The sequence below is a fragment of the Paraprevotella clara YIT 11840 genome (assembly GCF_000233955.1).
GTDB classification, from domain to species: Bacteria; Bacteroidota; Bacteroidia; order Bacteroidales; family Bacteroidaceae; genus Paraprevotella; species Paraprevotella clara.
Window position 1 is genome coordinate 61,965 of record NZ_JH376604.1, and the last position, 22,914, is coordinate 84,878.

The window sequence follows — 22,914 nt, forward strand, 5'->3', positions numbered from 1 at the left end:
AGTATATTTGTAAATTATAAACCGTAATACGATTTTTATATGTTGGATAATCTCTTGTCCGAAGTTGACGTGCAACATTTGTGTACGTTGTTGGATAAGGCACACAATATCATTGTAACTTGTCATGTGTCTCCCGACGGGGATGCAATGGGGGCTGTTTTGGCTTTTTCTCATTTCCTTTGGCGAAAAGGCAAGAATGCTCAGCCCGTGGTACCGAATATCTTTCCTGATTTCTTGAAATGGATGCCCGGAGTGGAACGTGTCCGTATCTATGAGAAACATGAAAACGAAGTGGCTCCTTTGGTAGCGGCTGCCGACTTGATTATTTGTTTGGATTTCAACGCCCCCGATCGTTTACAGGGGTTACAGAAACCCGTAACGGATTCCCAGTCTCCTAAGATCATGATAGACCATCATCTTGATCCTGTAGACTTTTGTGATTGGGTCGTTTCTCGGCAGGAGATGAGTTCGACGTGTGAATTGCTTTATCGTATATTGGTGCAGTTGGAGGGCTTGGATCCGATGACATACGAAGAAGCGGTATGTCTTTACACCGGAATGATGACGGATACCGGTTGTTTTTCCTATAATTCCAATCGCAGCGATATTTATTATATTATAGGCCGCTTACTGACAAAAGGCATCGACAAAGACAAGATATACCGCAATGTGTTTTTCAATTACTCAGCCGAGCGTTTTAGGCTGATGGGGTATATGCTATATGTCAAACTGGAGTATTTTCCGGAATATCATGCTTCATTGATGACTTTGACAAGAGAAGAACAGAAACGGTTTTCGCATAAGAAAGGCGATACGGAGGGTTTCGTGAATATACCGCTCCAAATCGGAAAATCCCGTCTTTCGGTATTCCTGCGTGAAGATACCGAACGTCATAATATCCGTGTGTCTTTGCGTTCTGTGGATGATTTTCCTTGTAACCGGATGGCGGCGGAGTTCTTCAATGGCGGGGGGCATTTGAATGCTTCGGGCGGGGAACTTTCTTGTACGATGGATGAGGCCGTACAGATTGTCCGCAAAGCTTTGAAGAAATATGCTTCTCTATTGACAGATAGATAAAATGTGATTTATAAAAAACTAAATATGAGAAAGATTGTTTATATTTTGTTTGCTCTGTTAGGTGTAGGAGGGGGATTGCAGAGTTGTGATAATGGAGAAACCTACGCCGAACAACGGGAGAAAGAGCGTGATGCCATTTCGGCTTTTCTGAACCGCGATGTTGTGATTCGTTTGAGCGATGGGGAAGAGTTGATTCATGTCGGTAAAATCAATACGATTTCCGAAGGGGAGTTTTATGCCCAAGACAGTACGACCAATCTCGAAAGAAACGAATACGTAGTCTTTGAGAATACCGGTGTGTATATGCAGATTGTACGTAAAGGGGCGGGTGAAAAGATGAAGAACGGCCAGCAAAAGCGCATCATTTGCCGTTATACGGAGTTCAATATATTGAGAGATTCCGTGCAGACTACGAACAATTCGGCTTATTGGCAGACGAATCCTGATATCATGGATGTGACGGATACTTACGGCACCTTTACCGCTTCTTTCAATACGTCAGTGAACGGGGGCGGGGCGATGTATCAGTATTACGGTTCGAAAGCAGTGCCTGCGGGGTGGCTGGTTCCTTTAACCTATATCAATATCGGTCGTCAAATCAATGCAGATGAAGAAATAGCCAAAGTACGTCTCATTGTACCGCATTCACAGGGGCATAGTGATGCTTCTTCCAATGTATACCCCTGTTTTTATGAAATCACTTATCAGGAGATGAGGAATTAGTCAGTCTGGAACGTAAAGCAAATCACTCATAATGCCGTCGGAAAGAAAGATTCCCCGGCGTGTCAGTTTGAGCAAGCCTTCGGGGGCTTGCTCTTTTTTTTCCGTAATTTCGAGCTGTCCGTTTCTCAGGTGGACAGCGGCAGCTTGCAGGCAGTAATCCGTTAATGGTTGGCCGAATTTTCGTTTCAATTCGCTCAGATTCAGTCCGTCGGACGTACGCAAGGAAGTGATGATGCAGTCATTGTATCTTTCGTACAGATTCAGCTCTTCCTGCTCTATCCATGGTGCGTGGTTGAAGTCTTCAGAGGAAAGGCATTTCCCTACTTGGTCTATATAGACGTTCAGATCCGGATGGTTCCATTGTCGGTTACGTCCGTCGAAAGAATGAGCCGAAGGGCCGCATCCCAGATAAGGAATGCCTTTCCAGTAACTGGAATTATGTCGGGAGCGGAGGCCCGGGCGGGCAAAATTGGAGATTTCATAATGCTCGAAACCGGCATTTTCGAGCCGGTACATTAAAAGACTGAACATTTCCAGGCTTAGTTCTTCGTCAGCTTCTTCCACGACATGCCGTTTGCGCATTTCCCAAAGCGGTGTGCCTTCTTCGTAGATGAGTGCGTATGCCGAAATATGTTGTACGTTCAAGGAAAGTGCTGTGTTCACGTCCGTTTCCCATTCGCGAAGGGATTGTGCCGGAAGGCCGTAAATCAAGTCGATGCTGATGTTGTCGAATCCGGCATCCTGACAGTCATGTACTGCGCGGATGGCTTGCTCCCCGTTATGTCGGCGGTGGAGCAAACGCAGCTTACCATCGTCGAATGTCTGCACCCCCATGCTTAGCCGATTGACGGGCAGAGTGCGCAGTGATTTGATTTTTTGTGGAGTGAGGTCGTCCGGATTGGCCTCGATGGTAATTTCTGCCCGGTCGGACACGTGGTACGTTCGGTATAGTACTTCGAAGATAGGTTCGAGTAAAGACGTATCGAGCGTAGAAGGGGTCCCGCCTCCTATATATATCGTTTCAATTACGGGCATTTGCCCGTCTTGTTGCAAGTAATTTGCCCTTAAACGCAATTCGTTCGTCAGGGCACTTATGTAAGCTTTGTCTTTTTCCCCGTATGTTGTGGAATAAAAGTCGCAATATACACAACGGCTTGTACAGAATGGAATATGGATGTAAATTCCGGCCATATATAATAAGGTGTAAAACTGTGGTGCAAAGGTAGTGAAAGGGGTAAAAATAGCCCAATAAAGCGGACTATGTTTAAAAACATAATTAACAAAATCACGGAATCGTTGGCTGTGTGGGATTTTATTGCTAAATTTCGTGCCGTTTAGTTGTTACCTTTAAATGTTACACGATGAAAGTATATCAAACAAACGAGATTAAAAACATAGCCCTGTTGGGAAATGATGGTTCCGGTAAAACAACACTCACAGAAGCCTTGCTCTATGAAAGCGGGTTGATAAAACGTCGTGGCAGAATCACGGCGAAAAACACAGTGAGCGACTATTTTCCGGTGGAGCAGGAATACGGTTATTCGGTTTTTTCCACAGTATATCATGTGGAATGGAACAATAAGAAACTGAATATCATAGACTGTCCGGGTTCGGATGATTTTGTGGGTGCGGCGTTGACGGCACTGAATGTGACGGATACGGCCGTGTTGTTGCTGAACGGGCAATACGGTGCGGAAGTCGGGACGCAGAATCATTTCAGATATACGGAAAAGTTAGGTAAACCCGTGATTTTTCTGGTAAACCAGTTGGACGACGAAAAGTGCGATTACGATGCCATATTGGAGCAGTTGACTTCTATTTACGGTAACAAGGTTGTTCCGGTACAGTATCCTATAAAAACGGGGCCGGACTTCAATGCCTTGATTGACGTGTTGCTGATGAAGAAATACTCCTGGGGGCCTGAAGGTGGAGAACCGACGATAGAGGAAATCCCGGAAGACCAGAAAGAGAAGGCCATGGAGATGCACAAGGTATTGGTCGAGGCCGCTGCCGAGAACGACGAAACATTGATGGAGAAGTTCTTTGAGAGCGAAACGCTGACCGAAGACGAGATGCGTGAGGGCATCCGCAAGGGATTGGCAGCACGGGGGATGTTCCCGGTGTTCTGTGTTTGTGCGGGAAAGGATATGGGGGTACGGCGCTTGATGGAATTTTTGGGCAATGTCGTGCCTTTCGTCAGCGAGATGCCCAAAGTGCATAATACCAGAGGTATGGAGGTGACTCCCGATGCGGACGGTCCGACTTCACTTTATTTCTTCAAGACCGGCGTAGAACCTCATATCGGCGAGGTACAGTATTTCAAGGTGATGAGTGGTAAGGTGCATGAAGGTGATGATTTGAACAATGCCGACCGCGGGTCGAAAGAACGCATGTCGCAGTTGTTCGTTTGTGCCGGTGCCAACCGTATCAAGGTTGAAGAACTGGTGGCCGGAGATATCGGTTGCACGGTGAAGCTGAAGGATGTGAAGACGGGAAATACGTTGAATGATAAAAATAGTGAGAATCGCTTCAACTTCATCAAATACCCCAATCCGAAATATACCCGTGCGGTAAAGGCCGTGAACGAGGCAGAGACTGAGAAGATGATGAATGCCTTGAACCGTATGCGTGAGGAAGATCCTACGTGGGTAGTGGAGCAGAGCAAAGAATTGCGTCAGATACTGGTACACGGACAAGGGGAATTCCATTTACGCACGTTGAAGTGGCGTATGGAAAATAATGAGAAGATAGCCATCAAGTTCGAAGAACCTCGTATCCCTTATCGTGAGACTATTACGAAGGCTGCGCGTGCCGACTACCGTCATAAGAAACAGTCGGGAGGAGCGGGGCAGTTCGGCGAAGTGCATTTGATTGTGGAACCCTATTATGAAGGTATGCCCGATCCGGAAGTATATCGTTTCAACGGACAAGAATTCCGGATTAATGCGCGTAGCAAGGAAGAAGTACCCTTGGAGTGGGGCGGCAAGCTCGTCTTTATCAACTCCGTGGTGGGCGGTGCCATCGATGCCCGTTTCATGCCGGCTATTCTGAAAGGTGTGATGCAGCGTATGGAACAAGGCCCGTTGACGGGTAGTTATGCCCGTGATGTCCGTGTCATCGTGTATGACGGAAAGATGCATCCCGTAGATTCCAATGAGATTTCTTTTATGTTGGCCGGGCGCAACGCTTTCAGCATGGCGTTTAAAGAGGCCGGTCCGAAGATTTTGGAGCCTATTTACGATGTGGAGGTCTTTGTTCCCAGCGACAAGATGGGCGATGTGATGAGCGATTTGCAAGGACGCCGCGGTATGATTATGGGGATGACCAGCGAGAACGGTTATGAGAAACTTGTGGCTAAAGTGCCGTTGAAAGAGATGTCTAATTATTGCACCTCTTTAAGTTCCATTACCGGTGGTCGTGCCTCTTTCATCATGTCGTTTGCCAGCTACGAATTGGTACCGGCAGACGTACAGGAGAAACTGATTAAGGATTTTGAAGCTAAACAAGATAAAGAAGAATAATAAACTAAGCTACTGAAGGTATCCCGCTTTTCGACTTTTTTGCTTGGGTGAACAAGTAAGTTGAAAGGCGGGATTTTTTCTGCGCCAAACGAAAAATCAATCACAGCCAAATGATTTTTCGTTTGCCGCACAATAAAAAACTTATCTATAGGACATGTGAGAGGCTTCGTTTGAGGAATATATACGGATATCCTTCTGTTGGCCATAGAATCGCTCGTTTTTAAGATAAAGCAATCCTTATTTGCTTGTATAAATCGTTTTATGCTGCTTTATTGTTAATAACGTTAAATTCAATGAAGGAATAAGTTTTTATGAGCTTAATGCCCGTTTTCGATATGTATATTTGCTGATATGAAAAGGTCTACAATCTGGATAGTAAGTGTAATTATCGGAGTTTCGTTTTTGGGACTTCTTTTGTTGCAGATGCGCTACATCGAGCAGATGGTGAAGATGCGGAAGGAGCAATTTGACGAATCCGTAGTTCGTAGTCTGAATCAGGCATCCCGTAACTTGGAGCAGAACGAGACGTTTCGTTATCTGGAGAACTTTACGCGGGACAATTTAAGCCCGAGTTCGGATTCTTTGCCCAAGCTTTATATGGGAGGGGCAGTCGGTACCGCAGATGCGAGCAACGGGGTAGGAGCTGCACACGGAGGTGAAAAGATATATTCCGATTTCGAATTGCATACGATAGTGAAGCATCCTTCTACTATGCCGAAAGTGTTGCGTATCGAGCGTAATAATTCGATTGACGAGGCCACCAGGTCGTTTCAGGAGTATGTGAAGAATGCGTATGTATATCATAAGGGTTTGCTTGATGAAGTAATATACACTATCTTGTATAAAGCGAGTGAGAAACCTCTGGAAGAGCGGATTAATTTCAAATTGCTGGATCAGGACATCCGTAATGCGCTTGAAAATAATGGAATCAGTATTCCTTATCATTTCACGGTGGCTACCAATGACGGACGAGAAGTATACCGTTGCCCGGACTACGAAGAGAAAGGGAAAGACTATTCATATTCCCAGGTCTTGTTCCGTAATGATCCTGCGGGTAAAATCGGCATTGTGAGGATTCATTTTCCGGATATGAACTCCTATTTGCTGGAAACGGCACGGATGATGATTCCGGCATTGGCCTTTACCATCATTCTGTTTGTCACTTTTGTCTTTACGATATATGTGATATTCCGCCAGAAAAAGGTGACGGAAATGAAAAATGACTTCATCAACAATATGACGCATGAATTCAAGACCCCGATCTCGTCTATTTCATTGGCAGCCCAGATGCTGAGCGACCAGTCGATAAAGAAGAGTGAGGCGATGTACGAGAATCTTTCACGGGTCATTAACGATGAGACCAAACGTTTGCGTTTTCAGGTGGAAAAAGTATTGCAAATGTCTTTGTACGACAGAGATAACATAGCTTTTAAGCAGAAAGAGTTGGATGCACATCAGTTATTGGCGGGAGTCATTAAGACGTTTACTTTGAAGGTGTCGCAGAATGGAGGAAGCATATCGTCTGATTTCAAAGCCGAACAGGCGGAGATTTATGTGGATGAGATGCACTTTACGAATGTGATATTCAATTTGATGGACAATGCAGTCAAATATAAGCGTGATGATGTGGAACTGCATTTGACTCTTCGGACATGGAATACGGGGGACAAGATCAATATTTCAATAGAAGATAACGGCATAGGCATACAGAAAGATGATTTGAAGAGGATTTTCGATAAGTTTTATCGTGTGCATACCGGCAATAAACATGACGTTAAAGGTTTCGGTTTAGGACTGGCCTACGTCAAGAAGATCGTGGGGCTACAGAATGGCGTGATACATGCAGAAAGCGAATACGGTCATGGAACGAAATTTATAATCACATTACCAACAATAAAAAAATAAGAATTATGGAAGAAAAATTGCGAATATTATTATGCGAGGACGATGAGAGCCTGGGCATGTTGCTGAGAGAGTATTTACAGGCCAAGGGGTATGAGGCGGAACTGTTTCCGGACGGAGATGCCGGTTACAAGGCCTTCTTGAAGAACCGTTATGAAATGTGTGTGTTGGACGTTATGATGCCTAAAAAGGATGGATTCCAGTTGGCACAGGAAATCCGGCAGGTCAATGCTGAAATACCTATCATATTCCTGACGGCCAAGAACCTGAAGGAGGATATTTTCGACGGATTTAAAATAGGGGCTGACGACTACATCACCAAACCTTTTTCGATGGAAGAACTGGTATTCCGTATGGAGGCCATCTTACGCCGTGTGAGAGGCAAGAAAGTAAAAGAAACGAATATGTATAAACTAGGTCGTTTCACTTTCGATACGCAACGGCAGATTTTGGCTATCGGTGACAAGCAGACCAAGTTGACAACCAAGGAGAGCGAGTTGCTTTCATTGCTTTGTGCACATGCCAATGATGTATTACAGCGTGAACTGGCTTTGAAGACGATTTGGATTGATGACAACTATTTCAATGCACGGAGCATGGATGTGTATATCACAAAATTGCGCAAGCATCTGAAAGACGATCCTTCCATCGAGATCAACAACGTCCATGGAAAAGGCTATCGTCTGATTATCCCCACAACAGAAGAGGAATAAGATAGAGGCCCCGGATTTCCTTGAGGATATCCGGGGCCATTTTTTATACCTCTTAATCTTGTATTTTCTTGTTCATGACAATGTGGACGATAATACCGACCACAATAGCCAATAAAGCTATACCGTTAGGCCAGTTATAATCAAGCCAGTTGCACACATAACTTAGAACCAATACCGCAGTTCCCAGAACGATTAAGAGAATACCCAAATTCTTTAAAAAATTATTCATTGTATGTTTCTTTTTATGTTTTTCTCCATTCAGCCTACAAATTAAAGCATAATTATTTAAACTCCGAAACTTTTCATAGAAAAAAAGACGGGAAAGGAGCATTTTAATCTTTTGTGTTTAAAAACACTTTTCTTAAAACTTCCTGGCTTATGCTTAATTCTTCCACACTGAGGCCGCGCAGAGCCTCTTTCAGGGTCTTGTTGGCGATAAATCTCGATTTCTCTTCCAAATCCCGTCCAGTCTTGGTCAGATGAATCAGATTGATTCTCCGGTCTGTTTTTCCGGATATTCTGACAACGAGATTCAGACGCTCCATATTGTCGATCAGCCGTGTCATACTCGGTTTGTCCTTGAAAGTGGCGTTACACAATTCTTGTTGCGTGACACCGTCTTTTTCCCATAGATACAGCAACACCGTCCATTGTTCCGGAGTAATGTCTACATTATACTGCCGGAAGTTACGGTAGAGCTTACGGTTGATTGCAGCCGACACCTTCCCGTTCAGGATGGCAAAGATTAATTTTATATCGAAATTGAATTGTTCGCTCATGTCCTTCAGATTGTTCGACCATACAAAGGTATGATATTTATTATAGATTGCGGCTGTGTAAGCTTATTAAATTTCTTTAAAGCTTCAGGCTACTGCTTTTCCAGCTCCTCTTTTTTAAGGCTTTGATTGGAATTAAGGTCTGGAAAATTTGCATAATAGCAGAGAAAAGCGTAATTTTGCACCGCATTTTTGCAAAAACATTATTAATTATTTATTTAACGGATTATGAATCAATACGAAACCGTTTTCATTTTAACTCCCGTTTTATCTGACGATCAGATGAAGGAAGCGGTCAACAAGTTCAGAGGAATCCTCACTGACAATGGTGCAGAGATTATCAATGAAGAGAACTGGGGCCTGAAGAAATTGGCTTACGCCATTGAAAAGAAATCCACGGGTTTTTATATCCTTATGGAGTTCAAGGCACAGCCTGAAGTGATTAAAACTTTGGAAGTCAATTTCCGTCGTGATGAGAAAGTACTTCGCTTTTTGACTATCAAAATGGAGAAGTATGCAGCAGAATACGCTGAGAAGAGAAGAAATAACAAATCAAAAAAGGAGGATTAAATCATGGCACAGCAATCAGAAATCAGATATTTGACTCCGCCGACCGTAGACGTGAAGAAGAAAAAGTACTGTCGTTTCAAAAAAAGCGGTATTAAGTACATTGACTATAAGGATCCCGAATTCTTGAAGAAATTCTTGAATGAGCAGGGTAAGATTTTGCCCCGTCGCATTACAGGTACTTCCTTGAAGTATCAGCGTCGTGTAGCACAGGCTGTCAAGAGAGCCCGTCATTTGGCACTTCTTCCATTTGTAACAGATATGATGAAATAATAATAAGGAGGAGTAAGCATGGAAATTATATTGAAAGAAGATATTATAGGCTTGGGCTACAAGAATGATATTGTAGACGTAAAGTCAGGTTACGGTCGTAACTACCTTATTCCTACCGGTAAGGCTGTGATTGCTTCCGATTCTGCCAAGAAAATGTTGGCTGAGGATTTGAAGCAGCGTGCTCATAAGTTGGAGAAAATCAAGAATGAGGCTCAGGCATTGGCTGATAAGTTGGCTGAGGTTGCTTTGACTATTCCTACTAAGGTGAGTGCTACGGGTGTCATCTATGGCTCGGTAAACAGTTTGCAGATTGCAGACGAGTTGAAGAAGCTTGGTTTTGATATTGACCGTAAGATTATTGTAGTGAAAGATGTGAAGGAAGTGGGTTCATATCATGCTACTGTAAAATTGCATAAGGAAGTTTCTGTTGAGATACCTTTTGAGGTCGTAGCGGAAGAAGCTTAATTAAGGGCTATTTATATTGTGTGTTATTTATAGGGGGAATATCCAATGAAGGGTGTTCCCCTTTTTTATTAATCAGATTTATCGTGCTAAAAGAGATAGATTCCGAAAATAAGGAATCGGTATAAAAAAATAGAGACCATACTCGCGTATGATCTCTTGTTCCTTTTAGTTCGTATCTGTACTGAATTATTCAGCAGCAGGAGCTTCAGCAGCAGCGCTATCAGCAACTACAGCAGCATCAGCGGCAGCGCTATCAGCAACTACAGAATCAACTTCTACGATTTCTTCTTCTACAGCTACAGTGTCAGTATCTGCTGCAGTTTCAGCCTGAGAAGTTTTGTTACCGCAAGATGCGAAAGAAATAGCTGCGAAAGCTACGAACAAAAATGCTAACTTTTTCATTTTTTTGCTTTTTTAAATCTGTAAAACAATCAATTGCTTATTAAAACATTGCAAAGGTATATACTTTTTTGATATGTTGTACACTTTGCCCTCTTTTTTTTGATACTTATTTTTTAAGACTTATATAAGTTGCAATGAATCAATATTTTATGTACTGTTAATTTTTCGAGGTTCTCTGTGTGCTATTCCATAGAATTATGTAACTTTGCGGTTAGAACAGTGATTAAGATTGGATTATACTATAGATGATATGACAGAAGCATCCGTTTTTGAGGGGAAGAAAGCCGTATATTTTACGTTAGGCTGTAAGTTGAATTTTGCAGAGACTTCTACAATAGGGCGTTTGTTGAAGGAGATGGGAGTGAGGACGGTGCGAGCCGGAGAACGTGCCGATATTTGTGTGGTGAATACTTGTTCGGTGACAGAGGTCGCCGATCATAAATGTCGGCAGGCTATTCACAAGTTGGTGAGACAACATCCCGGTGCCTTTGTAGTGGTGACGGGCTGTTATGCTCAACTTAAACCGGAGCAGGTTTCTGCCATCGACGGAGTGGATCTGGTTTTAGGGGCAGAACAGAAAGGAGATATATTGCGTTATTTAGAGGAACGTTTGCCCTTGTTGCCGGCAGAACGTAAACTAGCTGATGCGGAGCACGAGGCTTACACAGTACCTACGAAAGATATACATACATTTGTCCCTTCCTGTTCATGTGGCGACCGGACACGTTATTTTCTGAAGGTGCAAGACGGATGCGATTACTATTGTACGTATTGTACGATTCCATACGCTCGTGGGCGTAGCCGTAACGGTAGCATAGCCTCATTGGTTCGTCAAGCAGAACAAGCAGCATCGGAGGGCGGCCGTGAAATAGTGTTGACCGGAGTGAATATCGGAGATTTCGGTAAGACCACCGGCGAGAGCTTTTTGGATTTGGTGAAAGCGCTTGATAGGGTGGAAGGCATAGCCCGTTATCGTATATCTTCCATCGAACCCAATTTGCTGACAGAGGAAGTATTAGCTTATTGTGCAGAGTCGCGTGCGTTTATGCCTCATTTTCATATACCATTGCAAAGCGGTAGTGATGAAGTGTTGAAGCTTATGCGTCGCCGTTATACTACAAATTTTTTTGCAGAGAAGATATCACGTGTGAAGGAACTGATGCCTGATGCCTTTGTCGGTGTGGACGTGATTGTAGGTACAAGGGGCGAGACAGAGGAGTGTTTTGAAGAAGCATTCGAATTCATTCGTTCGTTGGATGTGAGTCAGTTGCATGTGTTCAGTTATTCGGAGCGTCCCGGAACGATGGCTCTGAAAATAGAACATTCCGTTTCGCCTGAGGAGAAACATCGACGTAGCCAACGGCTATTGGAGCTGTCTGATGCGAAATGGGAAGCGTTTTATCGGCGTTACATCGGAACCGAGGCCGAGGTCCTGTTGGAAAGGTCCCGAACGGAAGGAGTGATGCATGGCTTTACGGCCAACTATATCCGGGTGGAATTGCCTGTCGAAGGGAATCTGGACAATCAGATTGTCCGTGTACGTTTGGGAGATTTTAATGCAGACAGATCGGCTTTGCGTGCCACCTTATTATAATAGTAGGAGGGGAAGGATATGGACAAAGTGGCTGTAGTCATTTTAAATTGGAACGGAGAAGAAATGCTTCGTCGCTTTTTGCCTGGTGTGCTGGCTCATACACAGGCAGAGATATATGTGGCCGACAATGCTTCTACGGATAAGTCGTTGGAGCTTCTTTCTGTGGATTTTCCTGCAGTGAAAACAATCTTATTGGAACGGAATTATGGTTTTGCCGAGGGGTATAACCGGGCTTTGGCACAGATTGAGGCCGAATATTTTGTTTTGTTGAATTCGGACGTGGAGGTGAAAGACGATTGGATTTCTCCCATGTTGCAGTATTTGGATACTCATCCGGAGGTAGCAGCCTGCCAACCCAAAATCTTAAGTTGGCATGCACCGGATAAGTTTGAGTATGCGGGAGCGGCAGGAGGATACATGGATGCTTGGGGCTATCCGTATTGCAGGGGGCGTATAATGAATACGGTGGAAACCGATGAGGGGCAATACGATACTGTGGCACCTGTTTTTTGGGCCACCGGAGCCGCTTTGATGGTACGTAGTGCCGTTTATCATGAAGTCGGAGGTTTGGATGCCCGTTTTTTTGCCCACATGGAGGAGATAGATTTTTGTTGGCGATTACGCAGTCGCGGATACGATATCGTTTGTATACCGTCGGCTGTGGTTTATCATGTAGGGGGAGGCACGTTGCCCAAGGAAAGCCCGAATAAGACCTATTTGAATTTCCGGAATAACCTTTATATGCTTTATAAGAATCTGCCGGATGAACGTTTAAGTACGGTCATGCGTTGTCGTTTTTGGCTGGACAGACTGGCAGCTCTCCAATTTTTGCTGAAAGGAGAGAGACGGTCTTTTCAGGCTGTATTTCGGGCGAGGGCTGATTTCAGAAAGCAAAAGAAAGATTTTCGGGCCTCCCGGAAGGAAAATCTGTCCCGTATGGTCGTGAATCCGATTCCGGAACAGGCTCGGTTTAGTATTTTGTGGGCTTACTATTTCCAAAATCGTCATAAATACTCCGATTTGCCCCATATATAGTTTTCTTTTTGCTTTTTTTAGTAAAATAGTTTGTGATTAATGTATTTGTTTGTATATTTGTATGCGTATTTAACGAATAATAAGTTTTGAAGCGAGTTTTATTGATTTTAATAGGTCTGACTATGTTTTTTTCTTCTTGTCGGTGGAGTTCCGTTCCCTGGTGGACGGATAGCCAGTCGGATAAAGGAGAAAAAATATTCCGTTATGACCGTTTGGTTGATGAATTCGTTTCCTTGAATAGTTTCACTTCTCTCCAGCGTATGAATACGGAATACCCGGCTGCGACACGGTTGCTTATAGAAGAGGTGTTGGCTATCGGAGCCGTACAGGAACCGCGTATCGAACAGCGTTTGCGGGAGTATTATCTTGACTCCACTATGCAGGTGTTGTTGGAAGACGTGCATGATGAGTACACGGATTTGAATGTGGAGGAAGCAGAAATCTCTTCGGTATTCGAGCAAGTCAAGAAGGCTGACCCCAGTTTCCGTATACCGTTTATGTATACTCAGATATCCGGTTTGAATCAAAGTATTGTGGTGGGCGACAGCTTGTTGGGTATCAGTCTGGACAAGTATTTGGGGCGTGACTATCCTTTGTACCGCAAATATTATCATGATTATCAGCGTCGGGTAATGGATCGAAGTTGGTTGGTGTCGGATGCTTTGTTCTATTATCTGTCCCATGAATATCCTTTGCCGGACGATAAGGTGCATACCTTGTTGGATTATATCGCAGATTACGGGAAGATACATTGGGTGATTGCGCATTGCCGGAATATCTCTTTGGAGCAAGAAGCAGGTTTTGAAGAAGAACGCGTGCTTTGGTACAAGGAGAACGAAACAGAAGTATGGAATTGGCTAATGGGGCATGGTGTTCTGACTTCTGCAGATTTGACGATGATCAGGCTTTTCATGGAGCCTCGTGGAACTACGCCTTATATCGGGAAGGACAGCCCGGATCAGATAGGTTTGTGGTTGGGCTTGCAAATCATAGACCATTATATGAAATCACATCCCCGGGTGACGATCGGTGAATTGCTTCATGAGAATGATTATGAAAAGATTCTCCGTGAGTCGGGGTATCATCCGTCAGCAAACAAAAAGTAATGGAACCAGCACTTTATTTGATACCTGTCACGTTGGGGGATACACCTCATTCACAGGTTTTGCCGGATTATAATACTGAGGTTATCCGGAACATCAGACATTTCATCGTGGAGGATTTGCGTTCGGCCCGCCGTTTTCTGAAAAAGGTGGATCGAGACATCAATATAGATGAGTTGACTTTTTACGCCATGGGGAAGCACGCCTCTCCGGAAGCGTTTGCGTCCTATCTGCACCCTTTGGAACAAGGGATGCCGGTCGGTGTGATTTCGGAGGCCGGTTGTCCGGCTGTGGCCGACCCGGGAGCCGATGTGGTGGCCATTGCCCAACGTAAGGGACTGCGGGTCATTCCTTTGGTGGGGCCGTCTTCCATGATTTTAGCCGTGATGGCGTCCGGCTTCAACGGGCAGAGTTTTGCTTTCAACGGTTACCTGCCGATAGACCCGGCTGAACGGACCAAACGTATTAAAATGTTGGAACAGCGGGTATATACGGAACATCAGACCCAGTTGTTCATCGAGACACCTTACCGTAATGCCAAGATGTTCGAGGAGATTCTTCGGACATGCCGTCCACAGACCCGTCTTTGTGTGGCGGCAGGCATAACTTGTAAAGAAGAGTATATAAGAACACGAACGGTACAGGAATGGAAGAAACATTCTCTTCCGGATTTATCCAAGGTTCCGGCCATATTCTTGATTTACAAGTAGGGGCAGGAATGACTTCTTTAGAATAAAAAATCAATCTCAGGAGATTCGTTTTTCAATCTCCTGAGATTGATTTTTCGTTTGGCGCAGAATGTAAATCGCTGTGGCTCAGTACGGAATACTTACTTCATATTTTCGATGAAGAAATTCGTGATGCTCGTGTAAAGATGGTTACGGGTGTTGCCACCGGTGATGTTATGGTTGCGGTTGTTATAGGGGAGCATCATGAACGGTTTGCCGGCTTGCACCAATGCTTCGGCATACTCCATGGAGTTGCGGAAGTGGACGTTGTCGTCGGCCGTGCCGTGGCAAATCAGGAGCTTGCCATGCAACTTGTCGGCTTGGCTTATCGGACCGCGGGCGTATCCGGCGGCGTTTTCCTTCGGGGTGCGCATGAAGCGTTCCGTGTAGACCGTGTCGTAGTAACGCCAGCAAGTAGGAGGAGCCACGGCGACTCCGGCTGCGAAGACGGGACGGCCTTCGCTCATGCTCATCAGTGTGTTGAAGCCTCCGTAACTCCAACCCCAGATACCGATACGCGAGGCATCAACGTAGGGCAGCGTACCCAGATAAAGGGCGGTTTCCACTTGGTCTTTTGCTTCTAAGTAGCCTAAGTTCAGGTAGGTGCATTTCTCGAACTCTGCGCCCCGTCCTCCGGTGCCCCGTCCGTCCACGCAGACACAGATGAAGCCTTGTTGTGCCAAGTATTGTTCATACAAGGTGCCGCCCATGCTGCCGGTTCCCCAAGAGTCGAGGACTTGTTGAGAACCGGGACCGCTGTACTGGAACATGACGACGGGATATTTCTTGCCCGGATTGAAATCGGCAGGTTTGACCATGTAGCCGTTCAACTGTATGCCTTCTCCCGTAGTGAATTGGAAGAACTCGCGCGTCCCTAAATTCTGGCTGTTGAGTTTGGCCACTAATGCTTGGTTGTCTTCGAGTACTTTCAGCGTCTTGCCGTTGCGGTTGCAAAGGGTGGTCACGTACGGTGTACGGATGTTGGAATAGACATTCATGTAATACTTCATGTTTTTGCTGAATATGGCACTGTTGTCACCTTCTTCTGCAGAGAGTTTTTCTATTTTGCCCTTGCTGTCGCTCCTGTAAACGGCCGTGTGCATCGGGTCGTCTGCCGGATTGGCGGAAAAATAGAAACTGCCGTCCGCCGTGTCGTATCCATAGAAACTTTTGACGATGAGTTGGCCGCCGACGGCCTTTTTTATCAGGCTGCCGTTCAAGTCGTAGAGGTAAAGGTGGTTGTATCCGTCCCGCTCGCTGGTCAGCACAAAACGGTTGGGATAGAAGACCAGGTTTTTAAAGACGTTTTCACTGACGTACTTGTCCACGTTGTCGCGCAGGATTTTTTTGCATTCCGTGGAGCGCGGATTGGCCATGTACACTTCCAGGCAGTCCTGATGGCGGTTTAATGTGAAGACAGCGAGTTTGGCCGGGTCGCTGGTAAACCGGATGCGCGGAATATAACTGTCGGCTTCGAGAGGCAGTTTCATCGTGCGGATTACACGGGCCTTGATATCGAACGTCTGTACGCTGACGGTGGAGTTTGTGGTGCCGGCCATAGGATACTTATATTCATAGCGGCCCGGATATTCCGCATACTGTTCTTTGGACGGATGGCTGCCTTTGTACCATGGGAAGGAAAACGTAGACACCTTGCTTTCGTCATAACGGATCCATGCTATCATGGTATTGTCGGCGTTGAAGTCGAAGGAACTGCTTGTGCTGAACTCTTCCTCGTTCACCCAATCGGGGATACCGTTGATGACTTCGTTGAATTTCCCGTCTTTGGTGATTTGGCTTTCGCTGTTATTGAACAGCAGTTTGACTAGGAACAGATTATTGTCGCGGACGAAACCGACAAGATTGCCGTCCGGAGAGAACTTGGGCGACTGTTGAGGGCCGTTGTCCGACAAGGGGGTGAGGGTGCGGTTGGCAATGTCGTACAAATAGTACACGGCAGTGAAGGAATGACGGTAGATGGGTTTCGTTTCCGTTTGTATCAGCATTTTCTTTTCGTCCGGTGACAGGATGTAGCCGTCTATCTTTTCCAGTTTGACGTCCCTTGCCGTAGCCACGTCGAACAGCACGTCTTTTTGCTGTCCGTCCTTGAAGGAATAGGTGATGATTTGTTTGTGATCGTCGCTCAGCCGGGAATAGCTTTCTCCGTCGTTGAGCGGGTTCACGCCATAGATGCGTTTGGCGGCATATTCGCCTGCACACAACTCTTTTAATGAAAGTCCCGTCGCATTCGAATGTACGGGAACGGCTGCCAGGAGGCATCCGACTAAAAAGGTTGTAATCTTTTTCATTTTATTTTAGATGTAATGGATAATATCTTAACCTTAGAACTATTTTATCGCAAAGATAAGTTTTTTTTCTATCTTTGCGAGGCAATAACGGTTTAAAAAGTATGGCTATACCTTATTTATATACAGACTACGGAGAATTCTTGCGTCGGGAATTTCCTTTCAAAGTACAAAAGATTTCCATCAATGCGGGTTTTACTTGCCCTAACCGTAATGGGGAAAAAGGTTGGGGCGGATGTACTTACTGCAACAACCAGACGTTTAATCCGGCCTATTGCCGTACGGAGAAAACGATTACGGAGCAGTTGGAGGAAGGCAAGCGCTTTTTCGGACGAAAGTATCCGGATATGAAGTTCCTGGCTTATTTCCAAGCTTATACGAATACGTATGGAGAAGTAGATGAGGTTATCCGGAAGTATGAAGAAGCTTTGGTTGTGCCGGATGTGGTGGGAATAGTCATTGGCACGCGTCCCGACTGTATGCCGCAGGCATTGCTGGATTATCTGACCGGACTGAACCGCCGTACTTTCCTGATGGTGGAGTACGGGATAGAGAGTGTGGACGACGGGACGCTTGTCCGCATCAATCGCGGGCATACGTTTGCCGAGACGGCGGAAACCGTCCGGCGTACGGCGGATGCAGGCATACGAACCGGTGGGCATATCATCCTCGGGCTGCCCGGAGAGAAGCGTGACGAGTTGGTCGGGCAGGCTGCGTTGGTGTCCCGTTTGCCTCTGACCGCTTTGAAAATCCACCAACTTCAACTGATAAGGGGCACACGTATGGCACACGAGTATGCTTTGCATCCGGAACAGTTTCATCTGTATACGGCGGATGAATATATCGAGCTGGTTATCGACTATATCGAACGCCTGAGGAGCGATTTGGTATTGGAGCGTTTTGTATCGCAATCTCCTAAGGACTTGCTGATTGCTCCCGACTGGGGACTGAAAAACTATGAGTTTACCGAACGGTTGAAGCGCAGGATGAAGGAGCGGGGCGCATGGCAGGGAAGGCTTGCCGACCGCAGGGAGCAAACCCGTTAGGCGTATGTTTGCGATTGTTCGCGAGCACAAAATACTGCTTTTTAGGAAGGTAATCCGTAAAAAGCTTCGTGGTTATGTTTTTTTTATTTACTTTTGCGGAACATGCGAAGCATGAAGAACCAATTCATTAATTATTAATATTAATCTACATGAAACACTTTGATTTCAAGTTTTTGCGCGTGTGGATGGTCTTGTGGTGTGCAGGTGTGCTTTTTCCTGCGGCAGGACAAGGCAGCGCGGGGTCGGCTGACGTCTTGCGGCTGATAGAGAAAGTAAATGACTATTGGCAGGCGAACAATTCGCCCAAGACGCGTGCTTTTTGGGACAACGCCGCTTATTACACCGGAAACATGGAAGCTTACAGGCTGACCGGGAAGGTTGCTTATTATGAATACAGCCAGCAATGGTGCGAGCATAACCGTTGGCGGGGCGCAAACAGCGATGACAAACGGAACTGGAAGTACAAGACGTATGGCGAGGGGCAGGATTTCGTGTTGTTCGGTGACTGGCAGATTTGTTTCCAGACCTACATCGACATGTATAATCTGAATCCGGCCGATTATAAGGTAGCCCGTGCGAAGGAGGTAATGACGTACGCCTGTCATTTGGATGAGAACAAGTTCTGGTGGTGGGCGGATGCCCTCTACATGGTGATGCCGTTGATGACGAAGATGTATAAGTTGACGGGTGACCGCATGTTTCTGGACCGCATGTACGATAACTTCTTGTGGAGCGACAGCCTGATGTATGATGCGGAGGCGCAGTTGTATTACCGTGACGCGAAGTATATCTATCCCAAAGTGAAGACTGCCAGTGGCGGAAAGAGTTTCTGGGCGCGTGGCGACGGATGGGTGTTGGCAGGTTTGGCCAAGGTACTGGGCGACATGCCGGAGGACTATGAGCACCGCGGTTTCTTTTTGAAACGGTTCAGGGAGTTGGCGCAAGGTGTGGCACGCTGCCAGAGGCCGGAAGGATATTGGAGCCGCAGTATGTTGTGCGAAGAGGATGCTCCGGGACCGGAGACGAGCGGTACGGCATTCTTTGCCTACGGCCTGATGTGGGGCGTAAACCATGGTTTGCTGGACAAGGCCGAGTATGCTCCGGTGATTGAGAAAGCTTGGAATTATCTGGTTTCTACGGCGCTTCAGCCCAATGGCAGCATCGGTTATGTGCAGCCCATTGGCGAGAAGCCCGACCCGACCCGTAAGGTGGATGCTCGGTCGCAGGCACCGTTCGGTACGGGGGCTTGGCTGTTGGCGGCTTGCGAACGTGTGCGTTATCTGGATGGTAGCGTGGAGGATAAGAACTCCCTTTCCATAAAAGTAGAGGTAAGGAATACGACGAAAGACAACCGTAACGATGTGGTGGAACTGGAGGCTAAGACGATATTTGAGAAACTCGGTATCGGTGGCGGACGTCAGTTTGTGGTGTATGACGGAGACAGGGCAGAAGTGCCTTATCAGTTGACTCATGACGGTAAGCTCCTGTTGCAGGCTTTCGTTCGTCCCGCTTCTTCCACCGAACTGACTATTGTGAAAGGCTTACCGGCCGACTACCGTTTCACGTCGTGGGGACGTGTGTATGCTTCGCGTGAAGACGATTTGGCTTGGGAAAACGACCGGAACGGTTGGCGGGCATACGGTCCGGCCATCCAGAAAAGCGGACAACGCATTTATGGTTTCGATGTGTTTAATAAGAATGTGCCTTATCCGATGCTCGAAACTTTCTACCATAGCGAGTTGACTTCGTACGGCCTGCAGGACAAGTTGCGTAAGGCCGGACGTGGAGGCGAGTGTGCCGCTTTGCATCGTACGTTGACTTACCACCGCGACCATGGTTACGGAATGGATGCCTATACGGTAGGCCCGACGATGGGAGCCGGTGTGCCCGCTTTGATGGAAGGGAAGGCCTTTGTCTATCCCTTATGTTATAAAGAGGTGGAAATCCTGGACATGGGGCCGTTGCGCTTTTCTGCCCGTATGGTGTTTGCCCCGGTACAAATCGGTCAGGATAAGGATGTGGTGGAAACCCGTGTCATTACACTGGACAAGGGGACGCATCTGAACAAATGTGAAGTGACTTATGCCAATTTAAGTGAAGCCCGTAAGGTGGCTGCCGGTATTGCCGTGCATAAGAGTATGCCGGATGCGTATGTAATGAATAAAAAACTCGGTTATGTGGCGTATGCCGATGCGATGGATCATCCGGAGGCGATGAACGGGCTGATATACATCGCTTGCTTGTTCCCCGAAGGCTTGAAGTCGGTCGAATATGTACCGATGGCGAAAGAAGAGGCTGGTGCCGTGGGGCATGTGGTAGGAGTCAGCAACTACGAACCGGGTGATACTTTTACCTGTTATTTCGGTTCCGCATGGAGCAAGTATGACATGCCGGATATGGCCGTTTGGCAGGAAAACGTGGAGCGGTACGGCCGTCAGTTGAAAACGCCTTTGGCCGTGACATTGAAATAAGTTGTGTCGCGATGCCGTTTTGAACAAAAGGTTGGTTTTGCAAAAAAGCAGGACCGACCTTTTACGTTATGGGGCGGGGCGGTCTTAATATTATCCATGCAATTAGTGTTTTTCTCCATGTCTGTTCTTTGGCGAATTATTTTATTTTGCAGGATAGAATCATTTATAATTTAAATAAGCATGAAAAATACTGTATTTGTTTTGTGGTTAGGGTTGGTCGTGGCTGATATAGGCTGGGCACAGAACGAACCTTACAAGAATCCTGATTTGTCTCCTCGTGAACGGGCTGAGGATTTGTTGAAGAGGTTGACACTGAAAGAGAAGGCTTCTTTGATGATTAATTCTTCTCCCGCAGTGGAGCGTTTGGGCATCAAGCCTTATAACTGGTGGAGCGAGGCGTTGCACGGAGTGGCCCGTAGCGGAGTCGCTACGGTTTATCCCATCACCATGGGTATGGCTTCCGTGTTCGACGATAAGGCCGTGGAGGCCGTGTACACGACGGTAAGCGACGAGGCTCGTGCGAAATATCACGATGCGCACAAAAAAGGCCGCTACGGGCAGATGAACGAAGGATTGACGTTTTGGACGCCCAATGTGAACATCTTCCGCGATCCCCGGTGGGGACGGGGGCAAGAGACTTGGGGAGAAGACCCTTACCTGACTTCCCGGATGGGTGTGGCTGTGGTCAGGGGCTTGCAAGGTCCTGCGGATGCCAAGTATGACAAGTTGCACGCTTGTGCGAAACATTATGCCGTGCATAGCGGGCCGGAAGCCAAGCGTCATTATTTCGACGTGGAACAGCTTGACCCGCGCGATTTGTGGGAGACTTACTTGCCGGCTTTCAAGGTATTGGTCCAAGAAGCCGATGTGAAAGAAGTGATGTGTGCCTATCAGCGTTTCGAGGGAGAACCCTGTTGCGGGAGCGAACGCCTGCTCCATCAAATCCTGCGCGACGAATGGGGATTTAAATATGTGGTGGTGAGCGATTGCGGTGCCATCGGTGACTTTTTCAACCCGGGCTTGCACGAGACGCATCCCGATGCCGCTACAGCCAGTGCTTCCGCAGTAACCAGCGGGACGGACTTGGAATGCGGATGGGGGGATTACATGCAATTGGAAGCGGCAGTCGATAGGGGATTGATAACGGAACACCGTATCGACACCAGTCTCTGCCGTTTGTTGGAAGCCCGTTTTGCGCTCGGGGAAATGGATGACGACTCGTTGGTGCCTTGGAGTCGCATCGGCATAGATACTGTAGATTGCCAGACGCATAAGCAGATGGCCTTGGACATTGCCCGTAAGTCTTTGGTCTTGTTGCACAACGACGGGGTGCTTCCTTTGGACAAGACGCGTGGCGATGTCGTCGTAATGGGGCCGAACGCGGTGGATTCCGTCATGCAGTGGGGAAACTACGAAGGTACGCCTTCGCATACCTATACGGTCTTGGACGGTATTCGTGAAAGGCTTGGCCGTGACGTGCGATATGAAAAAGGGTGCGACCTTCTGAGTAATGAAGTCTTCGATTCTTATTTCCATCAGTTGTCGCACGACGGGAGGACGGGATTGAAGGCCACGTATTGGAATAATCTGGAGATGAAAGGAGAGGCGGTCGCCACGCAGGAATTAGCCACTCCGATTAACAAGAACAACGGAGGGAATACCGTGTTTGCGGCAGGAGTGAACCTGCAAAACTTCACAGCGGTGTACGAAGGTACTTTCCGTCCGTCGCAGGGTGGAAAATATGATTTGGTGATTGAAGGAGACGATGGTTACCGCGTGTATGTGAACGGCGAGAAGGTCATTGATTACTGGGGCGAGCATGCCCGCGAAAAGCGAGAATACGCCTTGGATGCCACGGCAGGGAAAGATTATGATATTAAAATCGAGTACATGCAGGCTGCGGGTGAGGCTTTGTTGAAGTTCGACGTGGGTGTTCGTCGTCAGGTTTCTCCCGCCGAAGTGGTTGACCGTGTGAAAGATGCCGGCACGGTTGTTTTCGTAGGCGGCATATCTCCGGATTTGGAGGGTGAGGAAAAGAACCACGTCAACTGTCCGGGCTTTGCCGGAGGCGACCGTACTTCTATCGAGTTGCCTCAGGTGCAGCGCGACATCCTGAAGGCGTTGAAGGCAGCGGGCAAGAAAGTGGTGTTCGTCAACTGCTCGGGTTCCGCCATGGCCTTGGTACCGGAGTTGGAATCGTGCGATGCCATCT

The 22,914-nt window shown here is 46.8% G+C and carries 20 protein-coding genes; 15 read left to right on the top strand and 5 right to left on the bottom strand.

Annotated features, from left to right (window positions below; genetic code table 11):
* The first annotated feature begins 39 nt into the window (after nucleotides 1-39).
* Nucleotides 40-1,077, top strand: a complete 1,038-nt coding sequence (locus HMPREF9441_RS09970) for a DHH family phosphoesterase (RefSeq protein WP_008620752.1) — start codon at nucleotides 40-42, stop codon at nucleotides 1,075-1,077.
* A 24-nt stretch (nucleotides 1,078-1,101) separates the two neighbouring features.
* Nucleotides 1,102-1,800 carry a DUF4827 domain-containing protein gene (locus HMPREF9441_RS09975; RefSeq protein ID WP_008620755.1) on the top strand — a complete coding sequence of 233 codons (699 nt, stop codon included), beginning with the start codon at nucleotides 1,102-1,104 and terminating at the stop codon, nucleotides 1,798-1,800.
* Here the strand turns inward: HMPREF9441_RS09975 and hemW are convergent, their stop codons facing one another.
* Nucleotides 1,801-2,991 carry a radical SAM family heme chaperone HemW gene (gene hemW / locus HMPREF9441_RS09980; RefSeq protein WP_008620757.1) on the bottom strand — a complete coding sequence of 397 codons (1,191 nt, stop codon included), beginning with the start codon at nucleotides 2,989-2,991 and terminating at the stop codon, nucleotides 1,801-1,803.
* Nucleotides 2,992-3,161: 170 nt separating this feature from the next.
* Here hemW and HMPREF9441_RS09985 point away from each other — a divergent pair, with 170 nt between their 5' ends.
* The 3 genes from HMPREF9441_RS09985 to rprY all read left to right on the top strand — a co-directional run bounded on the left by HMPREF9441_RS09985 (nucleotide 3,162) and on the right by rprY (nucleotide 7,936).
* Nucleotides 3,162-5,321, top strand: a complete 2,160-nt coding sequence (locus tag HMPREF9441_RS09985; protein ID WP_008620759.1) for an elongation factor G — start codon at nucleotides 3,162-3,164, stop codon at nucleotides 5,319-5,321.
* Nucleotides 5,322-5,672: 351 nt separating this feature from the next.
* Nucleotides 5,673-7,226 carry a sensor histidine kinase gene (locus HMPREF9441_RS09990; protein ID WP_008620760.1) on the top strand — a complete coding sequence of 518 codons (1,554 nt, stop codon included), beginning with the start codon at nucleotides 5,673-5,675 and terminating at the stop codon, nucleotides 7,224-7,226.
* A gap of 5 nt (nucleotides 7,227-7,231) precedes the next feature.
* Nucleotides 7,232-7,936 (top strand): response regulator transcription factor RprY, encoded by a 705-nt coding sequence (gene rprY / locus HMPREF9441_RS09995; protein WP_008620761.1) that lies wholly within the window; start codon nucleotides 7,232-7,234, stop codon nucleotides 7,934-7,936.
* Nucleotides 7,937-7,988: 52 nt separating this feature from the next.
* Here rprY and HMPREF9441_RS19065 read toward each other — a convergent pair whose 3' ends face one another.
* Both HMPREF9441_RS19065 and HMPREF9441_RS10005 read right to left on the bottom strand, forming a co-directional pair.
* Nucleotides 7,989-8,165 carry a hypothetical protein gene (locus HMPREF9441_RS19065; RefSeq protein WP_230315489.1) on the bottom strand — a complete coding sequence of 59 codons (177 nt, stop codon included), beginning with the start codon at nucleotides 8,163-8,165 and terminating at the stop codon, nucleotides 7,989-7,991.
* A gap of 103 nt (nucleotides 8,166-8,268) precedes the next feature.
* A complete protein-coding gene (locus tag HMPREF9441_RS10005; RefSeq protein WP_008620763.1) occupies nucleotides 8,269-8,715 on the bottom strand; it encodes a MarR family winged helix-turn-helix transcriptional regulator in 447 nt (148 codons plus the stop codon).
* Between the two features lie 225 nt (nucleotides 8,716-8,940).
* Between HMPREF9441_RS10005 and rpsF the strand changes: the two genes are divergently transcribed.
* From rpsF to rplI, 3 genes are read left to right on the top strand one after another with little or no spacing between them, the layout of a single operon-like run.
* On the top strand, nucleotides 8,941-9,282 hold the full coding sequence (gene rpsF, locus HMPREF9441_RS10010) for a 30S ribosomal protein S6 (RefSeq protein ID WP_008620765.1): 342 nt from the start codon (nucleotides 8,941-8,943) through the stop codon (nucleotides 9,280-9,282).
* Nucleotides 9,283-9,552, top strand: coding sequence for a 30S ribosomal protein S18 (gene rpsR / locus HMPREF9441_RS10015; RefSeq protein WP_172604765.1), 270 nt, complete (start codon nucleotides 9,283-9,285; stop codon nucleotides 9,550-9,552).
* 18 nt (nucleotides 9,553-9,570) lie between these two features.
* A complete protein-coding gene (rplI, locus tag HMPREF9441_RS10020; RefSeq protein WP_008620769.1) occupies nucleotides 9,571-10,017 on the top strand; it encodes a 50S ribosomal protein L9 in 447 nt (148 codons plus the stop codon).
* 186 nt (nucleotides 10,018-10,203) lie between these two features.
* On the opposite strand, the gene HMPREF9441_RS10025 is transcribed toward rplI, so the two are convergent.
* Nucleotides 10,204-10,419, bottom strand: coding sequence for a PG1828 family lipoprotein (locus tag HMPREF9441_RS10025; RefSeq protein WP_008620771.1), 216 nt, complete (start codon nucleotides 10,417-10,419; stop codon nucleotides 10,204-10,206).
* A 250-nt stretch (nucleotides 10,420-10,669) separates the two neighbouring features.
* On the opposite strand from HMPREF9441_RS10025, the gene mtaB reads away from it, so the two are divergent.
* The 4 genes from mtaB to HMPREF9441_RS10045 all read left to right on the top strand — a co-directional run bounded on the left by mtaB (nucleotide 10,670) and on the right by HMPREF9441_RS10045 (nucleotide 14,861).
* Nucleotides 10,670-12,013 carry a tRNA (N(6)-L-threonylcarbamoyladenosine(37)-C(2))-methylthiotransferase MtaB gene (gene mtaB / locus HMPREF9441_RS10030; RefSeq protein ID WP_008620772.1) on the top strand — a complete coding sequence of 448 codons (1,344 nt, stop codon included), beginning with the start codon at nucleotides 10,670-10,672 and terminating at the stop codon, nucleotides 12,011-12,013.
* Nucleotides 12,014-12,031: 18 nt separating this feature from the next.
* Nucleotides 12,032-13,048 carry a glycosyltransferase family 2 protein gene (locus HMPREF9441_RS10035; RefSeq protein WP_008620774.1) on the top strand — a complete coding sequence of 339 codons (1,017 nt, stop codon included), beginning with the start codon at nucleotides 12,032-12,034 and terminating at the stop codon, nucleotides 13,046-13,048.
* A gap of 122 nt (nucleotides 13,049-13,170) precedes the next feature.
* Nucleotides 13,171-14,154 (top strand): gliding motility protein GldB-related protein, encoded by a 984-nt coding sequence (locus HMPREF9441_RS10040; protein WP_009388874.1) that lies wholly within the window; start codon nucleotides 13,171-13,173, stop codon nucleotides 14,152-14,154.
* A complete protein-coding gene (locus HMPREF9441_RS10045; RefSeq protein WP_008620777.1) occupies nucleotides 14,154-14,861 on the top strand; it encodes an SAM-dependent methyltransferase in 708 nt (235 codons plus the stop codon). The genes HMPREF9441_RS10040 and HMPREF9441_RS10045 overlap by 1 nt, the downstream gene beginning before the upstream one ends.
* 119 nt (nucleotides 14,862-14,980) lie before the next feature.
* Here HMPREF9441_RS10045 and HMPREF9441_RS10050 read toward each other — a convergent pair whose 3' ends face one another.
* Nucleotides 14,981-17,188 (bottom strand): S9 family peptidase, encoded by a 2,208-nt coding sequence (locus tag HMPREF9441_RS10050; protein WP_008620779.1) that lies wholly within the window; start codon nucleotides 17,186-17,188, stop codon nucleotides 14,981-14,983.
* Between the two features lie 101 nt (nucleotides 17,189-17,289).
* Between HMPREF9441_RS10050 and HMPREF9441_RS10055 the strand changes: the two genes are divergently transcribed.
* The 3 genes from HMPREF9441_RS10055 to HMPREF9441_RS10065 form a co-directional block, all read left to right on the top strand.
* Complete coding sequence (locus HMPREF9441_RS10055; protein WP_008620781.1) at nucleotides 17,290-18,231, top strand: TIGR01212 family radical SAM protein; 942 nt, start codon at nucleotides 17,290-17,292, stop codon at nucleotides 18,229-18,231.
* A gap of 149 nt (nucleotides 18,232-18,380) precedes the next feature.
* Nucleotides 18,381-20,702, top strand: a complete 2,322-nt coding sequence (locus HMPREF9441_RS10060) for a DUF4861 family protein (protein ID WP_008620783.1) — start codon at nucleotides 18,381-18,383, stop codon at nucleotides 20,700-20,702.
* A 180-nt stretch (nucleotides 20,703-20,882) separates the two neighbouring features.
* Nucleotides 20,883-22,914 (top strand): glycoside hydrolase family 3 N-terminal domain-containing protein (locus HMPREF9441_RS10065; protein WP_008620785.1); only part of this gene is annotated, 2,032 nt, incomplete at its 3' end.